This window comes from Halalkalibacter flavus (assembly GCF_036663575.1).
Taxonomy (GTDB): Bacteria; Bacillota; Bacilli; order Bacillales; family Bacillaceae_D; genus Halalkalibacter; species Halalkalibacter flavus.
Window position 1 is genome coordinate 18,998 of sequence record NZ_JAWRVK010000008.1, and the last position, 12,550, is coordinate 31,547.

The window sequence follows — 12,550 nt, forward strand, 5'->3', positions numbered from 1 at the left end:
ACCGCCTCCATTTAACCGTTATTAGTTTTATTTGTAATAACAACTTTATTTATATACGCCAATACATCTGCAAAACTTGAATACTGATTCTCATAGTTTATTTTCGGTCTCTTGATTACAATCGTCTCAATACCAAGCTCTTTAGCCGCTTCTACCTTTTCATCAACAGACCCTACTTTTCCACTTTCCTTCGTAACCATCGTTGTCACACCATATTGATTATAAAGTGCTTTATTAAACTCCTTTGTAAAAGGACCTTGTATGGCTACGATGTCTCTTTGCGGAAATCCTAGCAACTCACATTTTTCCATATTATCTTTTCTAGGAAGCATCCGAGCAATGACACGAATATCGGGCTGATTAAGTAATTTCTCCGTAAAGACTTGAAGTGTTTTGCTTCCGGTTGTAAGCATGATTACGCCTTTTTTTTCAAAAGCCTTTTCTGCTGCTAAAGCATAACTATCAACTATCATTACTCCTTTGCCTTCATGTGTCTGTGATTCACGTTCATATCGAATATATGGAACCCTCACTTCTTTCGCCGCAGTTGATGCGTTTTTACTGGCTTCTTCTGCAAATGGATGACTCGCATCGATAACTGCCTGAAACCCCTGTTCTTTAATCATTCGGACAAAGTCTTCATTTGTAAGGCGCCCTACATACACTTTTAGTCCAGCCTTACGTAATTCCATCGCAGCATTTTCGGTGACAACGGTTGTTAGAAGCTCATGCCCAGCTTCCATAAGACTAATGGCCAAAGCTCTAGCATCACTTGTTCCTGCTAAAAATAGAATCATAGCTTTTAAACCTCGTGATGGTGGTGGTCATGGTCATGATGGTGGTGATGATCAATATGTTCCATTGCCGCAATACGATATTGACATACATCACAATTCATCTTCACGTCACCTTGTAAAGCTTCCTCAATTCGATCTTTTATTATCGTTTGTAACCTGGTGTGGAATCCAAAATAACCAGCAAGCTTGAATTCAATTCCGGGATTTTCTAGTTCAAACTCACCAACCATTGTTTCAAGACGCTTTATTAAGATACCAGTAAATAAAAAGTACGGTAAAATGACAATCTTCTTCGCACCAAGTTTAATACAGCGTTCTACCCCTTCTTTAATTAATGGATCCGTTACCCCCATAAAAGCTGGTTCCACTAACTGATAATTTAGCTTTTCCCATAATAAACGCGTTATTTTATAAAGGTCACTATTTGCATCAGGGTCACTACCGCCACGCCCTAACAAAAGAACAGCTGTATCATAGCCTGGCTCAATTAAATTTTCTCCCATATCTTCTAACCGACTTTTGCAAATTTCCATCGTTTCCTCATGGATCCCAAATGGTCTCCCATATGTGAATTGAACGTGGGGGTATTTCTTTTTCGCTTCGTCAATTGCTGCTGGAATATGAATTTTTGAATGACCAGCAGCTAGCAGCATAAGAGGAATAACATAAACGCTTGCTGCCCCCTTTTCTACACATGCTTGTATTCCTTGTTCGATCGTCGGCTTCTCAAATTCCAAAAAACAAGTTTCAACCAAAAGGGAAGAATCTAATTGGGAAGTTAATTCGTCAATCATTTTCCTTACTTGTTCATTTCCTTCAGGGTCTCTACTACCGTGTCCCACTAACAAAACAGCTTTCACTTAAATCTCCCCTAACCTAATTTAGTCTCCACATGGAGCTGGTTCAATTTCAATCTTCGGTGTCATATCCTTGTATATATAACCTTGAATACTCCCTACTCGTTTAAAATACTTAAAGAATCGTTCATTCGGATGACCCTTCTCTTTGTACTCATAGACAATTCTTTCAATGAGCTCAACAATATGATCGGGTTCAATTCCCTCTGCCACTGGCTGACCAGCATGGGCTGTTCTTCCAACCGTTTTCGCTCCTAAAAACAAATCGAACTTTCCTTTTCGGAAAATAATACCGATATCTTCATTAACCGCTCCATAACAAGCCATTCCACAGCCATTAAATCCAACTTTTAACTCTTTCGGTAGTTCAAGGCCACTTAACTTTTGATGCAACTCTTCTGCATAAGGAATGGAATCTTTTTTCTCGCCTTCACAGAAATCACATGCTTTTAACTGTGAGACATCACCAAGAGGTTCAAGAATAAATCCAGCGCTTTTTAACTTCTCAGTAATGTTTTCTGGACTAGTTGTTGGGATTCGAAGGTGAATTTGATGGTGTGTCGTATACTCCATCGTCCCTTCTCCAACCACTTCCGCAAGAGTCACCATCTGTTTAGGCGTAAATTGCTTATTTACAACACCCGGACTCACTGCTAATTCAAAAATAGAAACAACAGGATTATCTACCGTCTTCGTTCCTTTTATTTCAGTGGACCCATCTTTTACAATACTAAGAGCCTCTATAGCAAGTTCTAATGATGAAGCCTTAGGAATAACTTCTTTCTCTGCAGCAGCAGTAGCACTTGCTTCCACCTTCACAATTTCCATATCGTTTTTGCCTTGGTGCAGTGCCCAAGGTTCATTTTCATGTCGTAAACGCTCATGTGGCCTCAGCCGTTGTTCCGTTGTATTTAACGTATATTTTCGTTGATACCCCCTAGGTGTAATCATTTTTTTGTCATAAAGAAAAGTGGAGGAATTTCCAATCACAACTGTTGTAAGCATTCCGATATCGTAGTTCAACATATTTTCAAGATCTGTAATAACAATATGTTCTCTATCACGATAAGCACTTTTCACAAGACCAACTGGAGTTTTCGGTGATCGATATTCAAGCATTATTCTTTGAGCCTCCACTATCTGCCTCGTTCTCCGACCACTTTTAGGGTTATATAAACTAATCACAAAATCCGCTTGTGCCGCAGCTTCAATTCGCTTTTCAATAAGTTCCCATGGAGTTAAGTGGTCACTTAAACTAATCGTACATGCATCATGCATGATGGGAGCGCCTAGTAATGAGGCACATGAATTAATGGCGGATATACCTGGAATGACCTCAACACCTACTCCTGAATCTTCCGTCCAGCCTTTTTCTATTAATACTTCATAAACAAGTCCAGCCATACCATATACTCCTGCATCCCCACTTGAAATGACTGCAACTTTTTTTCCTTCTTCAGCAAGTCGAACCGCGGCTTGAGCTCGACTTACTTCTTCTGACATTCCTGTACTTATAATCTCTTGATCTGTTAATAGTTCTTGTATTAATTCAACATAGGTTTTATACCCAATAATACAATCGCTCTCTTGAATCGCTTCCTGTGCTCTTTTCGTCATATGTTCAAAACTTCCAGGCCCAAAACCGATAACAAGCAATTTCCCTTGCATTTTACATACCTCCCTCTATAAAGAACCTATTAGAATCTTTTCTAACATGGACAACCTATACTTTTGACTTTTCTACTTTCGAAACGCCCTTTATTCTCTCTGGAGTATCCGCACGTTTCATTTCATCATTTTCAAAGCTATAAATTAACGATTCTGCTAGGTCAACTGAAGGGTCAAGGTGATTTCTTATAATCGAACGTCCAATATCAGTTGAGGTAGCTGAGTACCAATTTCCTTCAGGGTAAACAATGACCACACATGCATCCTTACAGCGACCATTACACCGAGTCCGTGATGTATGTATATGTTGATCTAATTCCAATTCTTTTATCTCATCTCGAATGGCTAGAGTAATATCTTCCCCTTCCTTTCTCATGCAGCTAGATCCATTACAAATCAACACATGTTTTTTTGTACCTGTTAAATTCCAAGTAGTCATCTACCTATTCCCCCCATAGTCATTTATAGAAATTAAAAATGCACCCCTACCAATAGATAGAGGTGCAGAGATAAAAGACATACATAAAAGTAGAATCTATCACTACACTTCTCTACCTATGACCCGTAGGTATTGAAGCAAATTCAAACAAAAGGCAGGTCTCCTGACTTAGGTTCTTCATTTCATTGTGTCTTCCCGATTGACTCAGTGACTTTATACAATGAAATTCCCCATTACAGTGGCGGGACCGTGACGGATTTTCACCGTTCTTCCCTTTTAAGCATAACTAGTAGTTATACACCTTTGTTTACGATTGAATTTTAATATAAACCTAGTTAAGTCCTCCTTTTAAACAATAAAAATGCACCTCTATCAATAATCATTAGATAGAGGTGCGAAAAAAATAGCATACAAAAGATAAGTAGCATCTATTCCACACTTCTCTACCTATGACCCGTAGGTATTGAAGCAAATTCAAACAAGAGGCAGGTCTCCTGACTTAGGTTCTTCATTTCATTGTGTCTTCCCGATTAACCCAGTGACTTTATACAATGAAATTCCCCATTACAGTGGCGGGACCGTGACGGATTTTCACCGTTCTTCCCTTTTAAGCATAACTAGTAGTTATACACCTTTGTTTTTTTAAAAGTAAATTATCAACTTTTCGTATTTATTGTCTATTAAACTACTTCTAATAATTTTTAGCAAGTATAATTTCTTAAAAGGATTGTTAAAGTTCTTTCATTTAAACTAGTTAAACCTTACTAAACTTTGTTATTTTATCTAATTTCACATAGAAACGCATAGATGCTTTTAATAAAAAAATACTGAAACTTTACCTATAAAAATTGTAACACAGAAAATATTCGACAAAAATTAAGTCTTCTATTTACAAAGTAACAAAAGAAGGATAAAATACAAATCGTAATTATTACTATTTATCTCGAGGAATAACTCTTTTGTACCATAACTAACAATTACTGTTTAAAAGGAGAATTTATATAATGAAAAAGATTCCAGTTACTGTATTAAGTGGATATTTAGGTTCGGGAAAAACGACATTATTAAACCATATCCTAACGAATCGCGAAGGGCTAAAAGTTGCTGTTATTGTCAATGACATGAGCGAAGTGAACATTGATGCTAAGCTTGTGAAAAATAATGGATTTTCTAGAACAGAGGAAAAACTAGTAGAACTTCAAAACGGCTGTATTTGCTGTACCCTTCGTGAAGACTTAATGCAAGAAGTAGAGCGAATCGTTGATGCTGGAGACATCGATTACATCGTAATAGAATCGTCTGGAATTAGTGAGCCTGTCCCTGTAGCACAAACATTTACGTATATTGATGAGGAGCTAGGGATCGACTTAACGAAAAAATGTAAGCTTGATACAATGGTAACGGTTGTAGATGCGAATCGCTTTTGGGATGATTATGCATCAGGCGAATCACTACTTGATCGTAAAGAAGGGACAGATGAATCTGACACACGTGAAATTTCAGATCTACTAGTCGATCAAATTGAGTTTGCGGATGTAATTATTCTTAATAAGGTTGAAATGTTAAAAGAAGTCGATAAAAATGAGTTATTAGGGTTCATGAGGAAATTAAATGCAGACGCTGATATTATTCCAACCTCCTACTCTAAGGTAGAAATGTCTTCTATTTTAAATACAGGTAAATTTGACTTTGATACAGTGAGTCAATCTGCTGGATGGATTAAGGAATTAAATGAAGAACATACACCTGAAACAGAGGAATATGGTGTTTCCTCATTCGTTTATCGAAGCAGAAAACCATTCCATCCAGAGCGCTTAATGAACTGGTTGGAAAATTGGCCGGTTGATGTGGTACGAGCAAAAGGATTCATTTGGGTTGCTTCACGTAATTCTATGGCTGGATTGATTTCGCAATCAGGATCTTTAGTTACCATTCAAGGTGCTGGAGAGTGGGTTGCAGCCTATCCTGAAGAAGAAAGAAAGAAAGCCCTCCTTGAGGAACCTGAATTACAAGAAAAGTGGGACCCGGAATTTGGAGATCGAATGACCGAACTAGTTTTAATTGGTGTTGATATGAACCATAAAGAAATTCGCAACTCCCTTGACCATTGTTTACTAACAGATGGTGAGATGGATTCAGATTGGACTAAACTACACGATCCGCTTCCTCAATATGTAGAAGCATAAAAGATCATTTTATTTGAAAATAAAGCTGTTAAGAAGTTAATCTTAACAGCTTTATTTTTATTAAAATTGCACAGTACAATATATACAGTCATTGTTCGTTTCAAAAATTTCTTCAACTATACCATTTACAATTTTATAATACACTTTTTTATAATTTTTTCGAAACTTTCTTTACGATGTCCCCACTTTTTTCAACACCTAAAACTGTTCCTTTAGTTGGCTCAAACGCTCTCCCATTAAATACATGACTGACCTTGTCTTCTAATAAACTCCCTGTCATTAATGATTCAATAAATTGCGGAGCAGCGTTACTAGACATTTCCTTATACCAAATCCCATCAGGATAAGTAATTAGGACACATTTATCTTGACATCGTCCATTACAAAGCGTTCTTGATGTATGAATCATAGAATCTAAGCCTTTAGAACTTATCTCGTTTCTAATAGATTGCGTTAATTGTTCTGCTCCTTCTTTATTGCAGCTACTTCCATTGCAAATAAGAATGTGATGTTGTGTATCAGTCAAATTCCATGTAGCCATTTCTTCAGCTCCTTTTTCTTATAAGGGGATATTATTAATTTTACATAACACATCACCGATCGATAATGGTTATTATTACGATTTAAATTATATAACCTAGTACTCTTTTATTTGATTAACATCTTCGCAATCAAACCATTCTTCTTATGTCTTCCCATAATATAATTGCAACACCATGGCATATTTCAATAATTACTCCATCTTTCCCCTCAGGATTTATTACTTTCATGCTTAATTAGTTTTCCATATCAAACCTCTGATAACTTTCTCCCATTTTAAATTTCTCTTTTTCTCAAAAAAACACTTTCCAAATCACCACTAGAAGTAAGGAAGAGACAAGGGATGTTATGGCCTGCTTTATAGCAATTTGAATAGCAATAGACTTTCCTGCATCTTTCCAAATAGCAAAGAGAGTCACAATACATGATGACAACGTCGATGCCAAATATACAAGAATAAACAATTCCATTTCAGTCAACCTTAAAAGCAATTGTCCATTCCCTTCATTAAAAAGTAAAATACCATCTTTTCTAATAATAGAAAAAAGAATACCTAGACTTGCTTCTTGAGGTAAAGAGAACAAAGCGAATATAGGCCCAATCTTTTGTGAGAGAATATCAAGTATTTTATAACTATGAAAAATAGAAGCTACTACACAAATTACTAAAAAAATAGGCATAGCTTGAAAAAAGAATTGTTTGCTCGCTTCATGTACAGCTAATAAAACAGCAACAGGACTAACCTTACGAAGCGATTTGGTTTTTATTGAGTAGTCACTTTGAAGCTTATGCTGGTTGGGGTACCAAACCCTCGTATGAATCATTCCAATAACTGCTAAAACAATAACATAAGGAAAAAACATCCATGGCTTCCCTGCCACACTGAATAAAGATAAAGCCGCACCGACTTGATAACTGCATGCTGAACTAAACGAGATCATTGATAGGCACTGTTTCCTTGAACAAACTGAACATCCTTTACTTTGATAAACAGCAACAACATTGCACCCATATCCAGTAAGAACCGGAATGATATCGTTACCTGTAAGACCAATCTTTCTAAGCCAAGGATCTACCGCAACTGTTACTTGATCTTTTAGACCAATATCATTTGTTATCCCGATGGAAATACTAATAAGAACAACAACAGGAAAAGCCCAAACAAATGAATACGTACCTAACGTTAATAAACCAAATGGACCAATTACGATTTCTGCAAGTAAAGATGGAGCTTGACTAAACCATCCTTCTACTCGTTGAATAAAGTATGTCTCAATAATTGGTTCAACAAAAGTGGAAATGGCATATGCACCATACACAGGCAAGCCATAAATCACAAGAATAATTAACAGGCAACCGAACATACTCCAAACACCTAAAATAGATAGTTCTTGATTTATCTCTTCTTTGTTTGACTGTATCATCGTTTTAACAAATGCACTCATTTCCACAACATGATAAGTCATCTAAGTACATATTTGAACTCCTGTAGAACTCAAGCAACTCTTCACTAACCTCAATGCCAAGCCGATCACATAGCTCCTTTGCTACAACTGCAAAGCGTTGTCTGTATTTATAAATAAAACAAAAGATGATCGGTTCATGACGCACTTGCGGCCCAACTAAAAACAAACCTTCTGAGACCGTTGACTCATCTACCTCATTTAACTCAATTTGGTTTTCTTCATTCCAATAAAAATGTTCCAAAATTAATGAGAGACTATTTTTAAAGCCAGCTGCCAAAATGGGCTGAGTAGAGCTTTCAATGATTTCTCCATTAGTAAGATAAATCTTATAATTTTCCTCTTTCTTTTCAACCTTCATTACTTCAGCATTACCTCTTAAAACAAGTTGATCAGAATCATTCAATTCTGCTAGACGGTCACACGTAAAAGGTGATAATGAAATACTAGGATCTGGACTATAATTTGTCCAAGTCTCTTCTCTAGCAAGTACTGTTACATCTTTTCCTAAATGGCTTAAATGTATAGCAGAATCGATTCCACTTTCATAACCACCAATAATGAAAAATTCATCTCCTTTTAAATCCTCCCAAGAGTGAACTTTACTATTATGAAGACATAGTTCACCGCCTTCAAATGGTTGTAAATTAGGATACTGGAATTCTCCACCTGCCCATACAATATATGTACAACTAATGCCCCCTTTGTTTGTGTATAAACGATAACCGCTTGAAGTTTTCCTCACTTCTTTTACATCAATACCTAATTCAATAGGTAATTGAAAGTGTTTAGCAACTGCTTTAAGATACTCTGCATATTCTTCTCCGCTTAAATGCTCTGATTGAAACGTAAATCCCGGAGAAGTCTCTGGGACAATGGCATTTAAATCAAGTAGGCCAAACCCGTGACCAGGGAAAGAAGGAGTAAGTAGTCGCATTTCTTTTGGCCATCTAGTAAAAGTACTACCGACTGAATTCTTTTCAACTATGACATAATTAGTTAACCCCATCTGATTTAAAACCGTAGCAACACCTACTCCTGCCGGTCCTGCACCAACGATGACAACATCATATTCTTTTTTCATTGCTTTCTTACACCTCTTTCAAGATAAACAACATAATCGTAACGATTACGATTATCATAAATTCTATCCGCTTCCTTCTAGTTTGTCAAAGCTTTATATTCATAACAAGTTTCTTTTACGGTCTACCTTTATATCTTTATATACTCCAAAAAAAGACCACCCCTAAAAAGTCGTCTTGATTTGGTCAATCTTTTTTTCTTATAACTTTCTTAACCCCTGTTCAATCTCAACTTGATCTAAGTCTTCTCCAATAAAAACAAGTACAGGATGATAAGTCTTATCCATTTTATATCGCTCAAAAACAGGATCACCGTAAGCATAATTAAATAAAAATAGACCAGGACTTTCTTTTAAATAGATAAATCCTTTTGCTCTAATCAGTTGTCCCTTCATTCTTTCTAGCCAATGCAAAAATTGAATTCGATCAATGGCTTGATTAACAGGAAATGATACCGTTCTTAAATGTAAATGATCATGAACATGTGAGTCATGAGTGCCGTCAAGCGTTTGACTGTATTCGCCTAAATGTGGATCCTTTTTATATAAAAATAAAGAATCCCATTTTCCAAACGTAACACTCGAAATAATAGCCTGATCATTGATTTCCTTAATACTTTCTTTTACTAGACTCAGCACACTCTCTTCCACTTGATCCTTTTTATTTATAAGAACGACATCGGCATACTTAACTTGTTCTACCAAAAGCTTTTTGAGCTTATTACTCATTTTCTTTTCATACCATTGTTTTGCATTTACAACGGTTAATACTGCTTTCACATTTACTTTGCTCGCTAAAATAGGATGTGTACAAGCATCGATTATCTCTAAGGGGTGAGCAGCACCTGTTGCTTCAATGTAAATAGCATCTAACTCATGGTCTTGTATAAGAACATTCAATTGTACACTTAACTCTCCCTGAATCGTACAACAAATGCATCCATTAAGCATTTCTTTTAGAGGAGTATTACTTGGAATGATAGCCGAATCAATACTAATATCACCTAACTCATTCATTAAAACGCCCATGCGTCTGCCTTGTTTCTTTTCCAGTTGAATTAGTTCTTTCAACAACGTGCTTTTTCCACTACCTAAAAAGCCACTTAAAATAAAAATATCTACTGATTGTTTATTCATTATATTTCTACTTCAAATCCTTTCTAATTTCTCTAATTACATGTGCTAGTTCTGAACTTATTAATTTATTCATGGCTAGCTTTACAGCACCGCTTGATCCTGGCATGGCAAATACAGCCGTATGATTACTGACACCGGCAATTGCCCGGCTCAACATCGCTGCTGCTCCAATATCTTCTGTATAACTTAGCATTCTAAATAACTCTCCAAACCCAACAATCTCTTTATCTAACATTTCTTTTACCGTCTCGATTGTAACATCACGATCAGCTATACCCGTTCCACCATTCAAAAGGATTGCATCAATCTCTTTTGCTTGAATGCCTTTTTGAAGAGCATTATTAATCTCTTGTTTTTCATCTCTTACAATCTCATAATCTTCTAATACATGTCCTTGTTTAAGTAAAAATTCCTGAATTAACATTCCGCTTTTATCTGTGTCTTCCGTACGCGTATCGCTTACAGTTATTACCTTACATCTAACTTGTTTTGGTGCTTCTTTTTTATGTTCCATTACACTCATTGCTACATTCTCCTTTTAAATTATTTCTTCATTCCTTTATAAGAATCAACATCATGTAAAACTTTATCTAGCGCCTGCCAAGCCATCAAAGCACAATTATGACGTGCCTTTAGCTTATGTACCCCTTGCAATGATAAGGCATCTCCTAAGTCAATTTGATCATCAGATTGTTCACCTTGACGGATTAACTGTTCAAACTCACTCCTAATTGAGGAGACGGTTTTAATATCCTTATTTTGAATTAACTCTGTCATCATCGATGAAGACGCCATACTAATGCTGCAGCCCTCCCCTTCAAATGAAACATTTGTTAGTAACTCGTCTTGTATATGTATATAAAGAGTAATAACATCTCCGCAAGTTGGGTTCTTATAATGAATTTTACGTACTCCTTCTCCTTTTAGTCTGCCGAAATTTCGTTTATACTTTGCATGATCGATAACGAGTTTACGATATAATTGATCTAGCATTCGTCCCCTCCTTTGGTTTTATAAAATTATCAACATAGAAGGAGGTCTAAGAAATGCTTTCTAAGAACCTCCTTTAACTAACTGTTGTTGGGTACTATATTTAATTGGCATTTCACATACAAAAATTCAATTTCATTTCTTGACTATGATTGAAACTGAACAATTCTCTCTGCCCCTCTTCTCGCGCCAGAAATATTTCGCGAAACGGGTCCAATTACGAGTTCTGCAAGTGCTCCTATGACGAATAGGTTATCTCCCCACTGTAATGAGTCTTCAGAAACGATCGGATACCCACAATTTGCACAAAGCAGTTGTTCCTTTTCTATCGTACGGTTTAACCACTCTATACCTGGGGGAGTTGCATGAAAGCCTGTCGCTAATAACACTTGATTCGTATGGATGGATGTCTGCTTTAAATCTAATATAATTTCATCATTTTCAAACGATGCTGTAGGCACTTCATCAATGATCAATTCAAGACGTCCTTCTCTCTCCTCCCGTAATATCTTCATTTTTAATTCTTTGGGAATGGATCCTCTAAATCTTGCACTTGTAATGATTTTTCTTCTTTTTTCAAGACATGTAACCTTTTCGAACGATTTCATCTTTTTGGGGCCAAGCCACCCTGGATCGGAATCAAATTGATGTGTTCGAAGAGGATGTCTAGTTAAGAGTCTTACCTTCCCAGGTCGTCTTTTACTCCATTTTAAAGCAGTATGGATAGCACTAATTCCGCCTCCTACAATAACGATTTCTCCTGTGGGGTTTTCGTCTTCACTCACACTGTTTTCAAAAATATGCTGGATGTTCGCTCCCTTTTCTTGCAATTTTTTTGCCCAATCTGGTATGAACGGATGCTCACTTAATCCCATTGCTAAGACAACATTTTTACTATCTACTTGTCTTCCGTCCTTTAATGTAATTTGCCAATGTTGCTTCACCTTCTCCAGCTTAATCACCCGCCCTTGAATCCAACTTTTTTGTAACTGGATATCATCAAAAAGGACATCACAATGTTTGTTAAAAAGCGAAAGCGACGGTCGATCATAAGGTCCATAAAAGTGAGAAGACAGTTTACCACCTTCAGATTTTGCAAATTTCTCAAGGGAAAATGGGTCAATATCTAGATGATGAATAGACGGTGATCTTAAAAAAGGCATTTCAACTGTTTTCGTACACCTTTTCCAAGTAAAAAGTGGTTCAGAATGTGGATCAACGATTGCAAGATTAGAAATCGTTGTACATTTTCTTTTAATTAAATAAGTGGCCAGTGTGCATCCTTGAATGCCTCCACCAATGATTGTCCACTCTAACATTCTATTCCCCTCATTTCTATCTAAAAAATCACTTTTTAAATCGTAATTATTACGTTTTAATTTATTTTAATCG

General features: G+C 36.4%; 12 protein-coding genes and 2 riboswitches. Of the genes, 1 reads left to right on the forward strand and 11 read right to left on the reverse strand.

Annotation, left to right across the window (positions count from 1 at the left end; genetic code table 11):
- Nucleotides 1-11: 11 nt before the first annotated feature.
- From cobK to SAY88_RS07210, 4 genes are read right to left on the reverse strand one after another with little or no spacing between them, the layout of a single operon-like run.
- Nucleotides 12-797 carry a precorrin-6A reductase gene (gene cobK / locus SAY88_RS07195; RefSeq protein ID WP_332630554.1) on the reverse strand — a complete coding sequence of 262 codons (786 nt, stop codon included), beginning with the start codon at nt 795-797 and terminating at the stop codon, nt 12-14.
- 5 nt (nt 798-802) lie between these two features.
- A complete protein-coding gene (locus SAY88_RS07200) occupies nt 803-1,657 on the reverse strand; it encodes a sirohydrochlorin chelatase (protein ID WP_332630555.1) in 855 nt (284 codons plus the stop codon).
- A 21-nt stretch (nt 1,658-1,678) separates the two neighbouring features.
- Nucleotides 1,679-3,322 (reverse strand): precorrin-3B C(17)-methyltransferase, encoded by a 1,644-nt coding sequence (gene cobJ / locus SAY88_RS07205; RefSeq protein ID WP_332630557.1) that lies wholly within the window; start codon nt 3,320-3,322, stop codon nt 1,679-1,681.
- 55 nt (nt 3,323-3,377) lie between these two features.
- Nucleotides 3,378-3,761, reverse strand: coding sequence for a (2Fe-2S) ferredoxin domain-containing protein (locus SAY88_RS07210; protein ID WP_332630559.1), 384 nt, complete (start codon nt 3,759-3,761; stop codon nt 3,378-3,380).
- 136 nt (nt 3,762-3,897) lie between these two features.
- A riboswitch (cobalamin riboswitch) is annotated at nt 3,898-4,079 on the reverse strand.
- A 149-nt stretch (nt 4,080-4,228) separates the two neighbouring features.
- Nucleotides 4,229-4,412: riboswitch (cobalamin riboswitch) on the reverse strand.
- Between the two features lie 353 nt (nt 4,413-4,765).
- Between SAY88_RS07210 and SAY88_RS07215 the strand changes: the two genes are divergently transcribed.
- Nucleotides 4,766-5,947 (forward strand): GTP-binding protein, encoded by a 1,182-nt coding sequence (locus SAY88_RS07215; protein WP_332630560.1) that lies wholly within the window; start codon nt 4,766-4,768, stop codon nt 5,945-5,947.
- A gap of 148 nt (nt 5,948-6,095) precedes the next feature.
- Here the strand turns inward: SAY88_RS07215 and SAY88_RS07220 are convergent, their stop codons facing one another.
- From SAY88_RS07220 to SAY88_RS07250, 7 genes are all read right to left on the reverse strand, one after another.
- A complete protein-coding gene (locus tag SAY88_RS07220; protein WP_332630561.1) occupies nt 6,096-6,488 on the reverse strand; it encodes a (2Fe-2S) ferredoxin domain-containing protein in 393 nt (130 codons plus the stop codon).
- Between the two features lie 292 nt (nt 6,489-6,780).
- Nucleotides 6,781-7,932, reverse strand: a complete 1,152-nt coding sequence (locus SAY88_RS07225; RefSeq protein ID WP_332630562.1) for a nucleoside recognition domain-containing protein — start codon at nt 7,930-7,932, stop codon at nt 6,781-6,783.
- Nucleotides 7,916-9,034 carry an NAD(P)/FAD-dependent oxidoreductase gene (locus SAY88_RS07230; RefSeq protein ID WP_332630563.1) on the reverse strand — a complete coding sequence of 373 codons (1,119 nt, stop codon included), beginning with the start codon at nt 9,032-9,034 and terminating at the stop codon, nt 7,916-7,918. Before SAY88_RS07230 ends, SAY88_RS07225 begins: the two co-directional genes overlap by 17 nt.
- A 198-nt stretch (nt 9,035-9,232) precedes the next feature.
- Nucleotides 9,233-10,168, reverse strand: coding sequence for a CobW family GTP-binding protein (locus tag SAY88_RS07235; RefSeq protein WP_332630565.1), 936 nt, complete (start codon nt 10,166-10,168; stop codon nt 9,233-9,235).
- Between the two features lie 7 nt (nt 10,169-10,175).
- Complete coding sequence (locus SAY88_RS07240) at nt 10,176-10,691, reverse strand: MogA/MoaB family molybdenum cofactor biosynthesis protein (RefSeq protein WP_332630567.1); 516 nt, start codon at nt 10,689-10,691, stop codon at nt 10,176-10,178.
- Between the two features lie 20 nt (nt 10,692-10,711).
- Nucleotides 10,712-11,161 (reverse strand): Fe-S cluster assembly sulfur transfer protein SufU, encoded by a 450-nt coding sequence (gene sufU, locus SAY88_RS07245; protein ID WP_332630569.1) that lies wholly within the window; start codon nt 11,159-11,161, stop codon nt 10,712-10,714.
- A gap of 143 nt (nt 11,162-11,304) precedes the next feature.
- Nucleotides 11,305-12,477 carry an FAD/NAD(P)-binding protein gene (locus SAY88_RS07250; RefSeq protein ID WP_332630571.1) on the reverse strand — a complete coding sequence of 391 codons (1,173 nt, stop codon included), beginning with the start codon at nt 12,475-12,477 and terminating at the stop codon, nt 11,305-11,307.
- Nucleotides 12,478-12,550: the final 73 nt, after the last annotated feature.

Bases quoted from the DNA above. Each gene is read 5' to 3' on its own strand.
- cobK (WP_332630554.1), bottom strand. From the start codon at position 797: ATGATTCTATTTTTAGCAGGAACAAGTGATGCTAGAGCTTTGGCCATT.
- cobJ (WP_332630557.1), bottom strand. From the start codon at position 3,322: ATGCAAGGGAAATTGCTTGTTATCGGTTTTGGGCCTGGAAGTTTTGAA.
- SAY88_RS07210 (WP_332630559.1), bottom strand. From the start codon at position 3,761: ATGACTACTTGGAATTTAACAGGTACAAAAAAACATGTGTTGATTTGT.
- SAY88_RS07215 (WP_332630560.1), top strand. From the start codon at position 4,766: ATGAAAAAGATTCCAGTTACTGTATTAAGTGGATATTTAGGTTCGGGA.
- SAY88_RS07220 (WP_332630561.1), bottom strand. From the start codon at position 6,488: ATGGCTACATGGAATTTGACTGATACACAACATCACATTCTTATTTGC.
- SAY88_RS07225 (WP_332630562.1), bottom strand. From the start codon at position 7,932: ATGAGTGCATTTGTTAAAACGATGATACAGTCAAACAAAGAAGAGATA.
- SAY88_RS07230 (WP_332630563.1), bottom strand. From the start codon at position 9,034: ATGAAAAAAGAATATGATGTTGTCATCGTTGGTGCAGGACCGGCAGGA.
- SAY88_RS07235 (WP_332630565.1), bottom strand. From the start codon at position 10,168: ATGAATAAACAATCAGTAGATATTTTTATTTTAAGTGGCTTTTTAGGT.
- SAY88_RS07240 (WP_332630567.1), bottom strand. From the start codon at position 10,691: ATGAGTGTAATGGAACATAAAAAAGAAGCACCAAAACAAGTTAGATGT.
- sufU (WP_332630569.1), bottom strand. From the start codon at position 11,161: ATGCTAGATCAATTATATCGTAAACTCGTTATCGATCATGCAAAGTAT.
- SAY88_RS07250 (WP_332630571.1), bottom strand. From the start codon at position 12,477: ATGTTAGAGTGGACAATCATTGGTGGAGGCATTCAAGGATGCACACTG.